Annotated in this window: 14 protein-coding genes; 9 read left to right on the top strand and 5 right to left on the bottom strand. The window is 60.8% G+C overall.

Features of this window, described 5'->3' with window-relative positions:
* The first annotated feature begins 8 nt into the window (after positions 1-8).
* From ACTM82_RS01610 to ACTM82_RS01625, 4 genes are all read left to right on the top strand, one after another.
* Complete coding sequence (locus ACTM82_RS01610; protein ID WP_154515983.1) at positions 9-926, top strand: hypothetical protein; 918 nt, start codon at positions 9-11, stop codon at positions 924-926.
* Complete coding sequence (gene smpB, locus ACTM82_RS01615; protein ID WP_006235325.1) at positions 916-1386, top strand: SsrA-binding protein SmpB; 471 nt, start codon at positions 916-918, stop codon at positions 1384-1386. The genes ACTM82_RS01610 and smpB overlap by 11 nt, the downstream gene beginning before the upstream one ends.
* 232 nt (positions 1387-1618) lie before the next feature.
* Positions 1619-2122: a flavin reductase family protein gene (locus ACTM82_RS01620; protein WP_427717758.1), complete on the top strand. Its 504-nt coding sequence runs from the start codon at positions 1619-1621 to the stop codon at positions 2120-2122.
* A gap of 90 nt (positions 2123-2212) precedes the next feature.
* Complete coding sequence (locus ACTM82_RS01625; protein WP_035137395.1) at positions 2213-2356, top strand: rubredoxin-like domain-containing protein; 144 nt, start codon at positions 2213-2215, stop codon at positions 2354-2356.
* A 469-nt stretch (positions 2357-2825) separates the two neighbouring features.
* Here the strand turns inward: ACTM82_RS01625 and ACTM82_RS01630 are convergent, their stop codons facing one another.
* The gene (locus ACTM82_RS01630) at positions 2826-4082 is read right to left on the bottom strand and encodes an Nramp family divalent metal transporter (RefSeq protein ID WP_441054826.1); all 1257 of its coding nucleotides are present in this window, start codon (positions 4080-4082) and stop codon (positions 2826-2828) included.
* Between the two features lie 523 nt (positions 4083-4605).
* On the opposite strand from ACTM82_RS01630, the gene gltB reads away from it, so the two are divergent.
* The 5 genes from gltB (at position 4606) to ACTM82_RS01655 (ending at position 15210) form a co-directional block, all read left to right on the top strand.
* On the top strand, positions 4606-9294 hold the full coding sequence (gene gltB / locus ACTM82_RS01635; protein ID WP_441054824.1) for a glutamate synthase large subunit: 4689 nt from the start codon (positions 4606-4608) through the stop codon (positions 9292-9294).
* Between the two features lie 5 nt (positions 9295-9299).
* A complete protein-coding gene (locus ACTM82_RS01640; RefSeq protein ID WP_441054822.1) occupies positions 9300-10781 on the top strand; it encodes a glutamate synthase subunit beta in 1482 nt (493 codons plus the stop codon).
* 424 nt (positions 10782-11205) lie between these two features.
* The gene (locus ACTM82_RS01645; protein ID WP_427747714.1) at positions 11206-11913 is read left to right on the top strand and encodes a hypothetical protein; all 708 of its coding nucleotides are present in this window, start codon (positions 11206-11208) and stop codon (positions 11911-11913) included.
* 359 nt (positions 11914-12272) lie between these two features.
* Entirely contained in the window at positions 12273-13349 is a 1077-nt protein-coding gene (locus ACTM82_RS01650) for a hypothetical protein (protein ID WP_441054820.1), read from the top strand.
* Between the two features lie 457 nt (positions 13350-13806).
* The gene (locus tag ACTM82_RS01655; protein ID WP_441088502.1) at positions 13807-15210 is read left to right on the top strand and encodes an amidohydrolase family protein; all 1404 of its coding nucleotides are present in this window, start codon (positions 13807-13809) and stop codon (positions 15208-15210) included.
* Positions 15211-15300: 90 nt separating this feature from the next.
* Here ACTM82_RS01655 and ACTM82_RS01660 read toward each other — a convergent pair whose 3' ends face one another.
* From ACTM82_RS01660 to ACTM82_RS01675, 4 genes are all read right to left on the bottom strand, one after another.
* On the bottom strand, positions 15301-15774 hold the full coding sequence (locus tag ACTM82_RS01660) for a hypothetical protein (protein WP_427747716.1): 474 nt from the start codon (positions 15772-15774) through the stop codon (positions 15301-15303).
* 146 nt (positions 15775-15920) lie between these two features.
* Positions 15921-16190, bottom strand: a complete 270-nt coding sequence (locus ACTM82_RS01665) for a metal-sensing transcriptional repressor (RefSeq protein WP_229778266.1) — start codon at positions 16188-16190, stop codon at positions 15921-15923.
* A 51-nt stretch (positions 16191-16241) separates the two neighbouring features.
* Complete coding sequence (locus tag ACTM82_RS01670; RefSeq protein WP_154515953.1) at positions 16242-16463, bottom strand: heavy-metal-associated domain-containing protein; 222 nt, start codon at positions 16461-16463, stop codon at positions 16242-16244.
* A gap of 147 nt (positions 16464-16610) precedes the next feature.
* Positions 16611-18953 carry a heavy metal translocating P-type ATPase gene (locus ACTM82_RS01675; protein ID WP_441054816.1) on the bottom strand — a complete coding sequence of 781 codons (2343 nt, stop codon included), beginning with the start codon at positions 18951-18953 and terminating at the stop codon, positions 16611-16613.
* Between the last annotated feature and the right edge of the window lie 374 nt (positions 18954-19327).

The following is a 19327-nucleotide window of genomic DNA, read 5'->3' on the forward strand; positions in this document are numbered from 1 at the left end:
GAGTTGCCATGGACCTGCCCATCAGCCTACAAGACATTACGTATGCCGAGAATTACCTGGCGCAGGGAGACCTGGCCACGGCGACGCCGCTGCTGGAGCGTTTGGTGGAGCTCGCCGAGGAGTATATCGATGCCGAGTGCAAAACGGAGGAGAACCGCCAGTACTTTAGCTTCGATAGCAAGTTTGAGCGCCTGGCCTACCGCCGCGTGGAAAAGGATCCACGCGAGCTGGTGCAGGTCGAGGTGCCGTTTGACCGCCTGTACTCCGACATGGCGTTTGCCTACATCCGTCAGCAGGATTATGTTAGCGCCCGCAATGCCTTGATGCAGGCCGTGCGCTGGGACCCCATGAACTGCAACTACCGACTGGATCTGGCCGAGCTGTTCCGTGCGCTCGAGGACAAGCAGGAGTGGGCTTCGCTTTCGTTTTCGGTGCTGGAGCGTGCGAGTGACGGCAGGTGCGCCGCCCGCGCCTACGCCAACTTGGGCCAGTACTTTTTGGAGCCCGAGACCGAGAACGTCTCGGCGGCCGTGGGTTGCGCACGTCTGGCGCTGCGCTTGGCCCCTGGCGATTCACATACGACGCGCTTGCTCAGCAAGATCCATGCCACCTATCCGGATGCCGCCGACGAGAGTGATGAGCATGTGATGGGCGAGCTGGCGTTACAGGGCGTACCGACCTCGCCTTCGGCCGAGATTGCCATTTGTCTGATTATGTGTGCGACCGACGCTGCGAGCGACGGTGACAAGCAGGAGGCTACACGCCTGACGGTCCGTGCCCGCGACCTGGTGGGAGAGGAGGCATGCGCGGCGATCATTAAGCTGGTGCGCGAAAGCGATGCCGAGCTCAACGCCGAGCGCAAGGCCAAACGCGAGGCCGCGAGCGGGAAAGCCGATGACGCCGAGGAGGCCGGTGATGCCCAGTAAGCGCGAGCGCAAGCTCATCTCCAAGAATCGTTCGGCGCATCACGAATACTTTATCGACGAGACATTCGAATGCGGCATTGAGCTGAGCGGTACCGAGGTCAAGTCGATTCGCGAGCGCGCCTGTCAGATTACCGATACTTTTGCGCTGATTCGCGGCGGCGAGTGCTGGCTGGTGGGTTTGCACATCCATCCCTATAGTCACGGTGGCGTGTGGAACCGTGATCCCGATCGCCGGCGCCGTCTGCTGCTGCATCGCAAGGAGATTGATTTTCTTGACGGCAAACTGCGCAACCGCGGCTATGCACTGGTGCCGCTCGAGCTCTACTTTAATACCGATGGTCGCGTTAAGCTGCTGTTGGGCCTGGGCCGTGGCAAAAAGCTCTACGACAAACGCGAGGACATGGCCAAACGTGACGTTCAGCGCGAAATCGATCGCGCGCTTAAGGAGCGTAATCGCTAAGGGTTGATATCCGGGCGGGCGGGGATGTTCATCCATCACTGTTGTCGTACTCCCGGTCTGCTCCTCGCAAGTTGCGGTGGAATAGTTCCTGTTTGTTGGGTATCCAGGCTTAAACAGGGACTTTTTCACCGCAACTGCGTGTGGCTCATTTTTCTTACCGTTCTGACACATATGTCTCATTGTGGGTATATACGTCTGCAAGGCTCAATTCCGAGTTAGGGGAGTGATCGTTTTGGATAAAACTGCGTTCTTTACGATGCCCTGCGGGCTGTATGTGGTGAGTGCCGCGGCAGATGGGTCGCGCGCCGGCTGCATTATCAACACCGCGGTGCAGGTGACGTCCACGCCGCCGCGCATTTCGGTTGCCGTGAACAAGGAAAATGTCACGTCTGGCGTTATCTCGTCTGCCAAGGCCTTTGCGCTGACCGTGATCGATCAGACGGCCGATATGCCCTACATTGGTAACTTTGGATTCCGTACCAGCAGCAACTATGATAAATTTGCCAAGTACGAGACGCGCGAGACCGCACTGGGCATGCCCTATGTTCCCGAGCATGCGGCGGCCTTGTTTAGCTGCCGTTTGATCGACACAGTGGATGTGGGCACGCATCTACTGTTTATCGGCGAGGTCGAGGATGCCGAGCGCCTGAGCGACGAGACGCCGCTCACCTACGATTACTACCATAAGGTCCTGAAGGGCAAGACGCCGCCCAAGGCGTCTTCGTACCAAGGGTAGAAATGCGGTAAAACCGCTTGCATTATATTATTAAGAATATATACTAATTAAGCAAAGTACACCAGCAGCCACGTTCGAGAGGAGAACATCATGGCCGAGGAAAAGAAGACGTACAAGTTCGTGTGCACCGTTTGCGGTTACGAGGTAGAGGTCGACACGCCCGAACTGCCCGAGGATTACGTGTGCCCGGTGTGTGGCGTCGGTCCCGATCAGTTTGAGCTCGTCGAGGAGTAGCTCGTAGACACACGACTTGCAGCAACATATAGCTCTGTCCAAGGGCCCCGGTCGGATATCCCGGCCGGGGCCCTTTTCCTCCGTCCCCAAGGGATCACGGCTTCTATTAGCCGATCCTGTCTGTTGTGAGTCCGGCCGACCTTTTGTCTTAACCTGCAACATCTAACGGCTCAAAACGGGTCTTCCTGTTACAGAACGAGACAAACCAAAACCATCATTCTCAAAATCTCAATCTATAACATTTAGGCACGTAAAACCCCTCTACTTGTTACAGATCGAGACAAAAGGTTGGGACTGAAGAAATATCTCGATCTGTAACATCTGGGCGCGGAAATTGGGTCCACTTGTTACAGATCGAGACAAACTGAAACTATCTCTCAGAAAATCTCAATCTGTAACATCTAAGGGCTCAAAACGGCCTCACGTGTTACAGATTGAGACGTTATATCTGGACAGTCACGCCATCCCATTACATCCCCGTTAGCAGCACGATGTCGAGAATCGTCACGATGACGCCGATCCCTACGAGCAACGCGTTGAGCGGGCGCGAGTTGGCGTATTTGCCCATGACGCGGGGCGAGCTGGTGAGTCGTATGAGCACAAAGACCGTAATCGGCAGCTGAAGCGACAACAGTGCCTGACTCCAAATGAGACCCTCAAAAGGATTCGGGACGATCAGGCACGCCGCCACTGCGCCGACGAAACAGGCCGCCACTCCGATCGAGGAATGTCGGTCGTGGATGTCGTATTCCTCGTCGAATATGCCCGCGGTGATGGTGCCCGCCGCCATGCCCGCCGTCACGCTACTCGATATGCCCGCAAACAGCAGTGCCACCGCAAAGATGGTCGAGCTTGCCGGGCCCAGAATGGGGGAGAGCGTGGCCGCTGCGACGGCGAGGTCGTCTACGACAATGCCGTGCGCAAAGAAGGTCGTTGCGGCCAGGATGACCATGGCCGAGTTGATTGCCCAGCCCACACCCATCGAAAAGAGCGTGTCGAAGAGCTCGTAGTGCAGGCGTTCTTCGATAACCTGCTCGCCTTGGCCTTCGAAGTGCATGGATTGGATGACCTCGGAGTGCAGGAAGAGGTTGTGGGGCATAACGACCGCGCCTAGGACACTTACGATAATCGCGACTGAGCCGGTGGGCATACTGGGTGTAATCCAGCTTGTGGCGGCTTGCGGCCAGTCGACCTTGACCAGCAGAAGCTCGGCTAAAAACGAAAGTCCCACCACGCCCACGAAGGCGATGATCCAGCGTTCGGCACGTTTGTAGGAGCTTGTCATGAGCATGGCAATCGATGCCGCCGCCACGATGATACAGCCGGCACGTACGGGCAGGCCAAAGAGCATTTGAAGTGCGATCGCACCGCCCAGGACTTCGGCCATGGCGGTGGCGACCGTGGCTAGATACGCGCTGCCGAGTATCGCACGCCCGACGAGGCGGGGCAGGTGGCGCGTCGTGGCCTCGGCAAGACACATGCCCGTGGCGATGCCCAAGTGAGCCGCGTTGTGTTGCAGCACGATGAGCATGATCGTGGACAGCGTGACGATCCACAGCAGCGCGTAGCCAAACTGCGAGCCGGCGGCCATATTGGAGGCCCAATTGCCCGGGTCGATAAAGCCGACGGTCACGAGCAGCCCGGGGCCGATATGCCGTGCGATGTCGAGTCCGCCGTGGCCGCCGGTGCGCGGGGAGCCAAAGTGATGTTTGAGATGGTCGATCATGGTGCACTCCTGCGTGCCGTTTGTTTGACGCCGCAAAGGATACCCGTTTTAGGCTCGAAATCTGACCATGACTAACAAAATTGTTGTATTTGAATAGGGTGGTAAAAGGGGGTTGCCGAAATGTCTTGATCTGTAACAACTAGGGATGGAAATTGGGCCTAGGTGTTACAGATCGAGACAGGAAGAAATGGTCCTATGGAAAATCTCGATCCGTAACAGCTGACCGCCAAAACCGGCCCTTCATGTTACAGATTGAGACATTCGGAACCGTCTCTCGAGAACATCTCAATCTGTAACAGTTAGTCGTCGAAATTGGGTCTTCCTGTTACAGATTGAGATGTTTGAAGCGGTGAGCTTACAGGCCGAATCTGGGGCCCTTGTTGTTGCCCTTGAGGTCGGCGGTGTCCACTCGTAGGGCGTGCGTTACGCAATTGTTTCGAAACGGGCGGGAAACACAATGGGCCGGCGATGCTTCTAGTATGCCTATTCAACTGACTGTCTAAATATCTAGGGGAGGATCGCGATGCAGGCAGATTCCGCTCAGCAGCAGGGCCTTTATCGCCCCGAATTCGACCACGATGCATGTGGCATCGGCGCTCTTGCCGATATCAACGGTGAGCGCCACCACCAGATTCTGGACGATGCGCTGTCCATTCTGGTCAACTTGGAGCACCGCGGTGGCACGGGACTCGAGAAGAATACCGGCGACGGCGCCGGCATCCTGTTCCAGGTTCCGCATCACTTTTTCCGCAAAGAGGCTCAAAAGTGCGGCCAGATTCTGCCGGCAGAGGGCGACTATGGCGTGGCCATGCTGTTCTTCCCTCAGGACGACAAGGGTGTAGAGGATGCCCGCCGCGTGTTTGAGGAAGGCTGTGCCGAGGCCGGCGTGCCGCTGCTCTTTTGGCGCGAGGTGCCGGTCGACCCTCACGATCTGGGCGAGACGGCCCGCGCCTGCATGCCCACCATCCTGCAGGCCTTCCTGGGCCGTCCGGACGACACGCCCGCCGGCGATGCCTTTGAGCGTCGCCTGTACGTGTGCCGCCGTACCATCGAAAAGAAGGCCGACGCCGAGTTTGCCCTGCGCGACAAGATCTTCTATGTGTGCTCCATGAGCTCGCGCACCATCGTGTACAAGGGCATGCTGGTCGCCACGCAGATGCGCCGCTTCTTTATCGATCTCAACGACGCCGCCGTCAAGACGGCCGTGGCGCTCGTCCACTCGCGCTACTCCACCAACACCACGCCTAGCTGGGAGCGCGCACATCCCAACCGCTTTATAATCCACAACGGCGAGATCAACACCCTCAAGGGCAACGTCAACTGGATTCGCGCCCGCGAACCTAACCTGTACAGCCCCGTGCTGCAGCATGATCTTGAGCGTGTGATGCCCATCATCAACCGCGAGGGTTCCGACTCCGCGATTCTGGATAATGTGCTCGAGTTTTTGGTCATGAACGGCCGTCCGCTCACGCGTGCCGCGTCCATGTTGCTGCCCGAGCCGTGGGACCACAACGACAACCTGAGCGAGGAGCGTCGCGCCTACGATGCCTACCAGTCCATGCTCATGGAGCCCTGGGACGGCCCGGCGGCCATCGCCTTTACCGACGGCCGTACGCTGGGTGCCGCCCTTGACCGCAACGGCCTGCGCCCGGCTCGCTACTACGTGACGCGCGACGGCCGCTTTATGCTGGCAAGCGAGGTGGGCACCATCGAGGTGCGCCCCGAGAATATCCTGACAAGCGGTTGTTTGGGACCGGGCCAGATGCTCGAGGTCGATTTTGCCCGCGGCCGTGTGATCTACAATGACGAGCTGCGCGCCCGCTATGCCAAGGAAAAGCCCTACCGCGATTGGATTGCCGAGGGGACGCTGACCGTTGACGCGCTCGACAAGCCCGCCGCGGCAACGCCCGCCGAGGATGCCGAGGTGCCTGCTGCCGTGCGTATGGCCAAGCTCGGCTACCACTGGGATGATGTTGACGAGGTCGTGCGCCCCATGGCCCAGCAGGGCAAGGCCCCGCTCGCCTCGATGGGTATCGATGCGCCGCTGGCCTGCCTGTCCAAGAAGACGCGCTCGTTCTTTGACTACTTCTATCAACTGTTCGCCCAGGTCACGAACCCGCCGATCGACGCCCTGCGCGAGCATATGGTCACCTCGACCACGCTCTACCTGGGCAACCACGGCAACCTGCTCGAGGACTCTCGTACGGCCTGCCAACTGGTGCGTCTGGAGCGCCCACTGCTGAGCGAGGAGGAGTTCGACCGCATTTGCGCGATTGACCGTGTTGGCTTTAAGACCCGCCGTTTCCGTACCGTTTACCGCCGCGATGCCGGCGAGGGCGCGCTGCAGGCTGCGCTCAAGCAGCTTGCAGAGGACGTTGAGGCTGCGGTCCGCGACGGCGTGAACATCGTGGTGTTGAGCGATCGCGCCGGAGCGGACGAGGTGCCCGTGCCGTCACTGCTCGCCGTGGGCTGCGTGCACAACCACCTGATCCGCGCCGGCGTGCGTACCTTTGCCGACATCGTGGTGGAGTGTGGCGACGCCGTGTCTCCGCACGACTTTGCGGCGCTGGTGGGCTACTCCGCGAGCGGCATCTATCCGTACAACGCGCATGCGTGCATTCGCGACCTGGCGGCGCACGGCGATCTGGACGTGACAGCCGAGCAGGGCATCGCCAACTACAACAAGGCTGCGACCGCCGGCATCGTTTCCATCATGTCCAAGATGGGCATCTCCACGGTGCAGAGCTACCATTCGGCGCAGATTTTCGAGGCCGTGGGCTTTACGCCGGAGTTCGTCAACGCGTACTTCGCCGGCACGGTGAGCCGTGTGGGCGGTATGGGTGTCGAGGATGTTGAGCGCGAACAAAACGAGCGCTACGACGCCGCGCTCGCTATCCTTAAGAGCCCGGCTCCCGATCAGCTGCCCACGCTGGGTCTGACCAAGTGGCGCCCGCTCGGCGGCGAGGATCACCTCATTGATCCGCAGACTGTCTACTTGCTGCAGACCGCCTGCCGTGAGGACAGCTACGACACCTTTAAGGAGTACAGCGCCCGCCTGCACCGCACCGGCCGTGCCGTGCGCCTGCGTGACTTGCTCGACTTTAATGCCAACGGCCGCACGCCGGTTTCGCTCGACGAGGTGGAGCCCGCGCGCAACATCGTCCGCCGCTTTAACACCGGTGCCATGTCGTACGGTTCTATCAGCAAAGAGGCGCACGAGTGCATGGCCATCGCCATGAACCGCCTGCATGGACGCTCTAACTCGGGCGAGGGCGGCGAGGATCCGCGTCGCGAGACCCCGCTGGCTGACGGTGACTCCAAGAACTCCGCCATCAAGCAGGTGGCAAGTGCGCGCTTTGGCGTAACGAGCCGCTACCTGTGCAGCGCCTTCGAGATTCAGATCAAGATGGCCCAGGGCGCCAAGCCCGGCGAGGGTGGCCACCTGCCCGGTAAGAAGGTCTACCCCTGGATCGCCGAAGTCCGTCAGTCCACGCCCGGCATCGGCCTGATCTCGCCTCCGCCGCACCACGACATCTACTCCATCGAGGACCTGGCAGAGCTGATCTTTGATCTTAAGAACGCCAACCCCGGTGCGCGCGTGTCGGTCAAGCTGGTCAGCGAGGCCGGCGTCGGCACCATCGCCACCGGTGTGGCCAAGGGTGCCGCCGACAAGATCTTGATCAGCGGCCACAATGGCGGCTCGGGTGCCGCGGCGCGCGATTCCATTTGGCACGCCGGCCTGCCGCTGGAGCTCGGCCTTGCCGAGGCTCAGCAGACGTTGCTGCAAAACGGCCTGCGCTCCCGCGTGGTGCTCGAGGCCGACGGCAAGCTCATGGACGGCACCGATGTTGCCGTCGCCTGCCTGCTGGGCGCCGAGGAGTTTGGCTTTGCGACCATGCCGCTCATCTCCATGGGCTGCCTCATGCAGCGCGACTGCCAGCAGGACACCTGCCCGGCCGGCATCGCCACGCAAAACTGTCGCCTGCGTCGCGGCTTCCGCGGCAAGCCCGAGCACGTTGAGCACTTTATGCTCTTTGTTGCCGAGCAGCTGCGTGAGGTCATGGCGAGCCTGGGCTTCCGCACCGTCGACGAGATGGTCGGCCATCCCGAGTGCCTGCGCCAGATCGAGGTACCGGGCAACCGCAAGGCCAACCTGCTTGATCTGTCGCCCGTGCTGGCGAGCGCGACCTGCGAGTTCGGTGCCCATATCCCGGGCGCCGACGGTCGCCACTTCCTGCCGCAGATGGCTGCGGACAGCGAGCTCGACAAGACGCTCGACTCCACGTTGTTCGTGCCCTATACGGCCGATGCCCGTGCGCACCTGCGCCCGATTCGGTTCCGCGCCGATATCGCCAACGTCAACCGTTGCGTGGGCACCATCCTGGGCAATGCGGTGACCAAGGCGCATCCCGAGGGCCTGCCCGCCGGCTCCATCACCATCGATTGCGATGGTTCGGCCGGTCAGAGCTTTGGCGCCTTTCTGCCGCGCGGCATTACGCTCAACGTGTGCGGCGACGCCAACGACTACTTTGGCAAGGGCCTTTCGGGCGGCGAGGTGTCGGTGCGCCCCAACCCGCATGCGACCTACAAGTTCGACGAGAACATCATCGTGGGCAACGTGGCGTTCTTTGGCGCCACGAGCGGCCGCGGCTTTATTAACGGCCTGGCAGGCCAGCGCTTTGGCGTGCGTAACTCCGGTGCCACCGTGGTGGTCGAGGGCTGCGGCAACCATGGCTGCGAGTACATGACGGGCGGCCTGGCGCTCATCTTGGGCGAGGTCGGGCAGAACTTCGCCGCCGGTATGACGGGTGGCGTGGCCTATGTCTTTGACCAGTACGGCACGCTCGAGGCCCGTGTGAACCACGAGAGCGTGGAACTCAAGGCCCCGACGGCTGTCGAGCTGGCGCAGATTCGCGCGCTCATCCAGGAGCACGTGGACGCGACGCAGAGCCCGCGCGGCATTAAGCTGCTCTACAGCTTCGAGACGATGAGCAAGCACTTTGTGAAGGTCATTCCGACCGAGTACGAGCGCGTGCTGGCGATTGTCGCTGCGGCCGAGGCCGTGGGCAAGACGCATGCGCAGGCCGAGGAGTTGGCGTTTGACATCGTGACCGGCCGCGCGAGCAACGCGGATGTCGCTCGCTTTGATGTCGCGGGCGGTGCTGCGCCCGTGGCTGTCAGCTCTGTTGCTTCGACCAAGAAGGAGGCGTAAGTGCCATGGGTAAGCCCGGTGCTTTTCTTGATATCGATCGCGTGACCCACGAGCTGCGCCCCGTGGAGGAGCGCAGCCGCGATTTCGATCCGCTGTATGTGGAGCTCGACGACGATGCGCGCCGCGCCCAGGCGAGCCGCTGCATGATGTGCGGCGTGGCGTTTTGTCAGATGGGTGCGAGCTTTGGCAAGGCGCGTCCGAGTGGCTGTCCGCTGCACAACCTGATTCCCGAGTGGAACGAGCTGGTGTATCGCGGTCGCTGGGACGAGGCGGCCGAGCGCCTGTCGCTCACCTCGCCCATGCCCGAGTTTACGAGCCGCGTGTGCCCGGCACTGTGCGAGGCTGCGTGCAACCTGGGTTCGGTCGACGGCCAGCCCACAACGATTCACGATAACGAGCGCGCGATCAGCGACCACGAATGGGCAAACGGCGGCCCGCGTCGCTTTACGCCGGCAGGGGAGGACGCGCCCTCGGTCGCCGTGGTTGGTTCCGGCCCGGCTGGCCTGGTGGCTGCATGGGAGCTTGCGCGTCGCGGTGCCCGCGTGACGGTGTTTGAGCGCGACGACCGCCCAGGCGGTCTGCTCATGTACGGCATTCCCAACATGAAGCTCGAGAAGTCCGTGGTCGAGCGCCGCGTGGCGCTCATGCGCGAGCTGGGCATTGTCTTTGAGCTGGGTACTGACGTTACGAACCCTGCGGTGGCGGCCAAGCTCAATGGTTTTGACGCCGTTGTGGTGGCTGTCGGTGCTCGTGCGCCCCGCGGCCTTTCGGCTACGAATGTGGATGCCCCGGGCGTGGTGTATGCCGTGGACTACCTGACGGCTTCGACCGTCTCGGTGCTCGATGGCGGTGAGCCCGCGGTGAACGCGCGCGGCCTGGACGTTGTGGTCATTGGCGGCGGCGATACCGGCAACGACTGCGTGGGTACCGCGGTGCGCCAGGGTGCACGCAGTGTGCGTCAGTTTGAGTTCTTGCCGGCTGCGCCCGATAAGCGTGCGGCGAGCAACCCCTGGCCACAGTGGCCCAACGTTAAGAAGACCGACTACGGTCAGCAGGAGGCTATCGCTGCCATGGGCGGCGAGATGCGTGCTTGGGGCGTGGATACGCTCGAGGTGTTGCTGGACAAGAAGGGCGCGGCCGCGGGCCTGCGCGTGGTCGATCTGGACTGGTCGGCCGGCAAGCCCGAGCGCATTGCGGGCTCCGAGCACGAGGTGCCGGCCCAGCTGGTGCTGATCGCCTGTGGCTTTACGGGTCCGGAGCACGGCGTGTTCGACGCTGTTGACGTGCCTATTGCCACGGCGGGCCGTCCGTTGCCCGTGATGGCCTCCGAGGACTCGCATCTTGCGGCTCGCGTGGATGGCGTTGCCGCGGATGCCGCGCCGGTGTATGTGGCCGGCGATGCCCGCAACGGCAGCTCGCTCGTGGTGAGTGCCATGGCCGATGCCCTCGCCTGCGCAGCCGAGGTCGCCGAGGCGCTGGGGCTGTAAGACAATCACGGAGTTGCTCAACAATCGAATCGGCAAGGGCTGTCCCCAACGGCCGGCATATAAGGAACGTCCCCAAGTGCCGGCAGCTGGGGACGTTCCTTACGTGCCGGCATCCGGGGACACTCCTTGCGGGTTTGCGAGCGTTTTGCTCGTTTGCCGACGTTTGGCTGCCTACCCGTTGGCGTTTGCGCTCGTTGCGCTCTGCTGTTTATGTGGCGGCTTTAGTTGTTTGCGGACAGCGGCGCGGGTGATTCGTCTAGTTCTACCCGCGATTTTGTGGCAATTTGTATAATCTGCAAGTATCCCGTCAAGTGCTTGGTCAGCATCTGGTTTGCAGCCCGATGCCCATTTCGCCCGTGATGGCGGCGACCACCCGCCCTCCTCGTAAGCTCAAATTGAGGTTTATCAGTTTGAGGAGGATGTCATGGCTGATCATGTTTTGGACCGGGGACGTCTGGCCGAGGCCGTCGGTGACGATATTGCCGGCATGGCCCAGTTTTGGATGCTGCGCAAGTTTCAGTTTTTGGAGTCGGCGCGTACACAGTTCGAAGTGATAGTCGATCCATGGCTCAGCTATTGTGAGGAGCCCTCGCAAAATGAAATCATGGCCTATAACATGGCATTTACCGATTGGCTGCTGTTCGAGCGTCCCTATTACCATGGCAAGACGCTGCTTGAGCTGTATGTTGACGAGCCGCCGGCGTCGCTTTCGCCCGTCTCGCTCAGACGGCTCGAGCAGGTGCGCGGCACGCACTATTTCTCGCGCTTTGGCATTTTGGACAAGGATCCGGCGACCGGTATGGTCGCGCTGCGCGATACGCGCACCGACCGACGTTTTGATGTCTACGACCCACATATCGTGCAAAAGGAGCACTGGCGCGATGGTGCGATTGCGGTGCGCCTCGCGTGCGTCGACGATGTCTGGCTGACGGCGGGACAGCTCTATCTGTATGACATTGCGCGCCTGAGCGATACGGCGGTCGACGGGCCTGGCGCCGTGCATCCTGAGGACCTAGAAGATGGCTTCGATACCTCGTGTATCAGCTTCTTTCTGAGGCTGGTTCGCGACATCATGGGTGCCCAGGGGCGCTACGTAAAGTCACTCAACATCTACAAACAGGAATGGGAGTAGGGGATGGGCATCTGCCGCCTGCCTTGCCTTCTGCCTTTATATCTCGATCTGTAACGTTTAGGGACAAAAAAACCGGTCTACCTGTTACAGATTGAGACGAATGCTTGGGCGTTGCTGGTTTGTCTAAATCTGTAACGTTTAGGGGTCTGGAGAACGTCTAACTGTTACAGATTGAGACGTTTGGCACCTAGCTGGGGAAATGTCTCAATCTGTAACATCTACAGGCCAAAATTCGACCTAACTGTTACAGATCGAGACAAAGGTTGGCCGCGGTGCCGAACAATCTAAATCTGTAACAACTAGAGGCTCAAAGACTGTCTTCCTGTTACAGATCAAGACATTTGTCAGCGGAGGCAACGGTGACGATGGTCCATTTGTCTGACGTGGTGGTGATGAAAGTGTCTAATACCGTTTTCAAACACAAACATGCAGCACGTAGCACCTTGGCGCGGAATAGGATGCTTGCCAGGCTCACGGAGGCGGCTGAACAAGGCGTGGTGCTTGTGACACACGACAATGCCGAGCTCATGTGGCTGCGGCGCCATGTGGGCACAGACGATATTGCGGAGCCCGAATCGCACCTATTCTGTTTTCAGCATGAATGGGATGCGTTGACGCCGCCGGAGCGGGCTCGGCGGACCATCAAGGGGCTTGCGGAGTTTCATCCCGATTGGGCGTTTTGGGGGTATGACGCCGCGCTGATATGGGGTCTGGAGGTGCCGAATGATCTGCTCGGGCCGCGTTACTTGGTCAAGACGGGTTGTTCGGTGGCGTTGAGTACGGGATATAGGCTGCTGCGTCCGCAGGCGGCGGGTGCGCTTGAGCGCGTCGACGGCGTGCGAGTGACACCGTTTTGGCGCACGGTGGAGGATTGTCTGCTGCGTGCGCCGTTTTCATATGGTCTGGCGATTGCCGATTCTGCGCTGCGGGCGAAGGGCATATCGCGCGACGACCTCTGCGAACGGCTCCAGGCCGATTGCGAGGGCAGACGCGGGTATCGCAGAGCTCAGGTGATTGCGTCGCATGCGGACGGGCTGTCCGAAAATGGTGGCGAGTCTCGGTTCCGAGCGTTCTTTATTGCATACGGTTTTCCGGTGCCAGAGTTGCAGGTGGAGTTTCGCGATCCGCTCGATTCGAGCCAGGTGTTTCGGGTCGATTATTTCTGGAGGCTCGAGGACGGGACGTGCGTGATTGGCGAGCTCGACGGAAGAGGAAAGTATACCCTGCAGGATGGTGGGGATCGGGAGTCGGTCGACCCGTTCGTAGCAGAGCGTCAGCGGGAATCTCATCTGACAATGCTCGGGCACAAGGTGCTGAGGTTCACGTTTGATGAGCTCAAGAACCCGGGGAAGCTGGCTGAAAAGATGAGGCTGGCGGGTATTTCGCAGCGGGCCGATTTGGCTGAGGGATGGAAGCGTCAGTGGTATGGGCGCTGAGGGATACGACTAACGCGGATGTGGTTGTTCCTGTCGAGTTTGTCTCGATCTGTAACAACAAGGGGCCGTTTGGCCTCGTAACTGTTACAGATCGAGACAGAAGGTTGGCTGCCGCTAGAAGATCTAAATCTGTAACATCTAGAGGCCGAAAACCTGTCTACATGTTACAGATTTAGATGTTTGAAGACAGGGCTGGAGAATATCTCGATCTGTAACATCTAACGGCCAAAATTCGACCCAACTGTTACAGATCGAGACAGAAGGTTGGCTGCCGCTAAAAGATCTAAATCTGTAACATCTGGCTGCTAAAACCTGGTCTACCTGTTACAAATCAAGACGTTTTGCTGGAACGGCCGGAGCATTGCCGTGCTGTCTCCGTTTGCCCTCACATCTCTCTCGTCCCTCCGCTAACCGATATGTTCGACTTTAGTTTGCTGCATTAGGTGATAATGGACAAATGTTCAAGTTAATCGTGAGGGAGGAGCTCGATATGGCGTCTGCCGATCGTTCCACGTTGTTTATCAATGCGACCGTCCTGGATGGTTCGGAGCATATGGAGCCGCAGCCCGACATGGCCGTGGCCGTTGAGCGCGGTGTCATCACGTGGATGGGGCCGAGCGCTGTTGCGCAGGCGCCTGCAGGTGCCGAGGTCCTCGACCTGGCCGGGGCGTATCTCATGCCGGGCCTCATCAATATGCATGTGCATCTGTGCGGCTCGGGCAAGCCGGTTTCGGCGGGCGATGCGGGCGCGCTGATGAAGAAGCTCGATAATCCCGTGGGGCGCGCTATCGTGCGCCATATTCTTAAGGGCAGCGCCCAACAGCAGCTGGCAAGCGGCGTGACCACGGTGCGCGGCGCGGGCGACCCGCTGTTTGCCGATCTGGCCGTGCGCGATGCTATCGACGCCGGCAAGTATCAGGGTCCGCGTTTGGTGGCGCCGGGAACGGGCGTCACGGTGCCGGGTGGCCACGGCGCGGGCTTGTTCGCCCAGGTGGCCAACAGTCCCTCCGAGGCGGCCGAACAGGTGCGCGACCTGTATGCGCGCGGTGCCGACGTCATTAAACTGTTCGTAACGGGCGGTGTGTTCGATGCGACCGAGGTGGGCGAGCCGGGCGTGCTGCGTATGCCGGTGGAGGTTGCCGCGGCGGCGTGCAAGGCAGCGCACGATATGGGCCTTCCGGTTATGGCTCATGTCGAGAGCACCGAGGGCGTGAAGGCCGCGCTCGAGGCCGGCGTCGATACGATCGAGCACGGCGCTCCGTTGACGCCCGAGATCCTGGAGCTGTACCGCGGCGCCGCGGGAACTCAGCTCGAGGGGCGTGCGCCGAGTGTGACCTGCACGATCAGCCCCGCGCTGCCGTTTGTGCTGCTCGATCCGGAGAAGACTCATTCGACTGACACGCAAAAGAAGAACGGCGATATCGTGTGCTCGGGCATTATCGAGAGCGCTCGTGCGGCGCTGGAAGCCGGTATCAAGGTAGGTTTGGGTACGGATTCGAGCTGCCCGTTCGTGACCCAGTACGACATGTGGCGCGAGGTGGTCTATTTTGCCAAGTACGTGGGCGTGAGCAATGCGTTTGCGCTGCATACGGCTACGCAGGTCAATGCTGAGCTGCTGGGGCTGGGCGGCGAGACCGGTGCGATCGAGTGCGGCAAGGCTGCCGATATCCTGGTGACGCGCGAGAACCCGCTCGATGACCTGTGCGCTCTGCGCGAGCCGATGCACGTGATGTGTCGTGGCGATCTGGTGCGCAAGCTCAAGGTGAGGCGTATTCCCGAGGTGGACGCCGAGCTCGACACGATTATGGCCATGCCAGCCGAGGCGCTTGCCGAGGAGCTTGCCCGCGACGGCGTGGCGTAGGTGTGACGGGGGCGGGCCCTTTGTCGCATTCAAAAAAGCCGAGGTCCCAGTGCGAGACCTCGGCTTTTATTTTGTCCTGCGGTATGGCGGCTACGAGCGCGTCTCCATCTTGGCGTGGCACTTGGGGCAGGTGACGCGGATTTTGCCTTTGCCCTTGGGAACGGAGAGCATCTGGCCGCAGTTGGGGCACTTGAGGTATGCCGTGGTCTTGCGACCTTTCCACATCTTCTTGGCCGTGCGCTTGGCACGCTCAAAGTCTTCCTTACTGGTGCCGGCCGCGCGTGAGGTGCTGGCCGCTGCAGCGCCGCCACCCAAGCTGGCGACAAACTTGCCCAAGCCGGGGACCTTAGCCGAGCCGGCGACAAAGGCCTCGTTCTCCTTGCGACGTGCGTCGATGTTTTTGGACAGGCCGCGCAGCACGCCGATCACGATGACGGCGATGGCGATCCAACTGAGCCACTGGATGCGGGCCATCGATCCGATCATCGCGATGACGATGCCCGCAAAACCCATCACGATGGTGAGCTCGTCGGCGCCATTGCGGCCCTTCATAAAGTCATTCATGCAAATTGCCTTTCGTTCGATATGCCGCACGCCTTTATACCCGATTTAGAGCAAGGGGGACAGGTTAATCTGCACCAATGTGGTGCAAACATACCTGTCCTCGGAACATCAAGACGGTGCAAAGTGGTCTGTCCCCAATGCGCCGATTACTTAGAGAGCTTGTCGACGACGCGTTCGATCTCGGCGAGCTTCGCGGCTTTGAGGTCTTCGTCGCCCGATTCGATTGCCGAAGTCACGCAGCCCTCGATATGCGCCTTGAGCACGTCGGCGTTAATGCGCGCGAGGAGTGCCTGTGTGGCCATGAGCTGCGTGGAAATATCGACGCAGTAGCGGTCCTCCTCGACCATCCGCAGGATGCCGTCGATCTGGCCGCGCGCCGTCTTGAGCATACGGTTCACCGATTTGTGGTCTGCCATCATGGCGGGTCCTCGTTTCTGGTCGATGGGGTCGAATGCTTCTGGTAGCTGCTAGGCTGCGGTCACGGACAGGGCGTGGAACTTCTCGCCGGCGCTCTCGACGGCGGCAGCGAGCTGCTCGGCGGCCACGGTGTCGGCGCACTCCACCTGTACCGTCTGAGTCTCGTGATCGGCATCGGCGTCGGTCACGCCGGCAACGTTGAGCAGTGCCGTCTCGACAGTAGCGTCGCAGTGGCCACACATAAGGCCGGAAGTCTTAATTGTGTAACGCATGGGTATTCCTCTCTGTTATGTTGGCTTTCCCAGGCACCCGACCTTGACCTTCAAGCCGTCGCTCGCGTACCAAAGTACGCGTCGCTCCTCTTTCAGGTCAATCTCGTGCACCTGGAAAACCCGTTCTAAATGGACGTAATGGTGAGCCTATTTTGCCACTTTAGGCTTAAAGGATTTCAGGCGCAGAGCATTGGACACGACGCACACGCTCGACAGGCTCATCGCCGCGGCGCCAAACATCGGCGAGAGCTGCCAGCCGGTGAGGGGGAAGAACGCGCCCGCAGCGAGCGGAATGCCGATGCCGTTGTAGAACAGCGCCCAGAACAGGTCTTGCTTGATGTTGCGAATCGTGGCGCGCGAAAGCTCGATAGCGCGGGCGACGTCCATGAGGTCGCTGCGCATGAGTACCACATCTGCCCCTTCCTTGGCGATGTCGGCGCCGGTGCCGATAGCAAGGCCCACGTCGGAGCGCGCCAGGGCGGGGGAGTCGTTGATGCCGTCGCCCACCATGGCGACCTTGCCGCCCGCATCCTGCAGTTCGCGCACGTGGCGTTCCTTGTCGGCGGGAAGCACGTCGGCGATGACCTGCTTGCTGCTCAGTCCTACGCGGCGGGCGATTGCTTCGGAAGTGATGCGGTTGTCGCCGGTGAGCATGTGCACGTCGACGCCGAGCGAACGCAGCGCAGCGATGGCCTCGGCGCTCGTCTTCTTGACCTCGTCAGCTACGGCAATGGTGCCGACAAGCTCGCCGTTCTTGGCAAAGAACAACGGTGTCTTGCCCTCGGCGGCAAATCGCTCCGCAAGACCGGCGGGCACGGTGATACTCAGCTCGCTCATCAGGCGAACGTTACCGGCAGCGATGGCGTTTTGTCCCTCGCGCGCCGTAACGCCTCGTCCAGGCACGGCGGCAAAGTCCTCGACCATGCGCGCCACGATTCCGCGCGCCTCGCACTCGGTCATAATCGCCTCGGCCAGCGGATGCTCGCTCGAGCGCTCCAGCGCGGCAGCGAGCTTCAGTAACGCCTTTTCACTCATGGCGGGCGAGCCGTCGGCGCGCGTGGCTACCGCGATATCGGTCACGGCAGGTTTGCCGCGGGTGACCGTACCCGTCTTATCGAGCACCACGGTACCCACGCCGCGCAGGTTCTCCAGCGCCTCGGCGCTCTTAAACAGAATGCCCATCTCGGCGCCCTTGCCGGTGCCTACCATAATGGCGACGGGCGTGGCTAGGCCGAGCGCGCAGGGACAACTGATCACCAGCACGGCCACGGCGGAGGTAAGTGCCTCCTTTATGCTGCCGGTCAGTGCCATCCACACCGCCAAGGTCACGGCCGAGATCACGAACACCACGGGCACGAACACGCCGGCGACCTTGTCGGCCATGCGGGCGATGGGCGCCTTGGTGGCGTTGGCGTCCTCGACGAGCTGGATGATCTTGGCGAGTGATGTCTCGGCACCAACCCGCGTGGCGCGGAAGGTAAACGAGCCGGTGCGGTTGACGGTGGCGGCGTTGACGGTGTCGCCGGCGGTCTTTTCCACGGGGATTGACTCGCCGGTGAGCGCACTCTCGTCCACGGCCGAGCTACCCTCGAGCACCACGCCGTCGACGGGGATTGACTCGCCGGGGTGCACGCGCAGGACCTGGCCGGGAAGGATGTTATCGACGTCGACGGTGGTTTCGCTGCCGTCGTCGGCAACGACGGTCGCGGTTTTAGGCGCCAGATCGATGAGCGCCTCGATGGCGCCGCCGGTTTTGGACTTACTGCGCGTCTCGAGGTATTTGCCCACGGTGACGAGCGACAGGATCGTGCCCGCGCTCTCAAAATACAGATTGTCCATGCCTGTCATCATGGCCTCGTGCACCTGAGCTGTGGCCAGCTGGTCGGCCATGATGAACATGGCATAGAGCGACCAGGCAATGGAAGCGGTGGCGCCCACGGCAATAAGGGCATCCATGGTGGGTGCGCCGTGCGCGAGCGATTTAAACCCGTTGATAAAGTACGCGTCGTTGACGTAGACGATGGGGATGAGCAGGACAAGCTCGGTGAGGGCGAGCGTCATGCTGTGGATATGGTCGGTGAAAATGCCGGGCAGCGGCCAGCCGAGCATGTGTCCCATGCCTATGTAGAACAGTGGGATGAGGAAGACGATCGAGACGATGAGGCGGGTGCGCATGGCAGAGGCGGCGGCCTCCAGCTTTTTGGTGGGCGACTCCATATGGGCGGCGCCGGACCTGGCTTGCGCGCTGCCGTTTGAGCCGGCGGCACCGGTGCCCGTGCTGACGGGTGAGGCCGAGTAGCCCGCGCGGTCGACGGCGGTGCAGATATCGTCGGGGGAGACCTGCGCGGGGTCGTAGTCGACCATCATGGAACCGGCGAGTAGGTTGACCGCGACGCTTTGGACGCCGTCGAGCTTGCTCACGGCACGGTCCACGTGCGCCTGGCAGGCGGCGCATGTCATGCCGCCTACGTCGAACTTATCTTGAGCCATGGCCTCTCCTTTCTGTGGTTCGGTGTTGGAATTGTTAACCTCTCGATACTATACACCCATACCCCCTGGGGGTGTGTGGCAAAAGTTGAAATGTATGACATTCCGATACGGGGGTCGACTGCCAAGTTAGCGCACCATCCTCGCCCTTCGTCTCAATCTGTAACATCTAGTTCCGTTTTTGCCGAGTTACTGTTACAGATTGAGACAAACAATTCGGCGGTTGCTTAACATCTCGATCTGTAACATCTGGCAGGGAAAATGACCTCTATCTGTTACAGATCGAGATGTTGTTTTGCGAGGTTTTGGTTTGTCTCGATTCGTAACGTGTAGACCTGGTTTTGCCTCGTAACTGTTACAGATTGAGATGTTGTCCG

The sequence above is a fragment of the Collinsella sp. HCP3S3_E5 genome, from assembly GCF_052067635.1.
Taxonomy (GTDB): Bacteria; Actinomycetota; Coriobacteriia; order Coriobacteriales; family Coriobacteriaceae; genus Collinsella.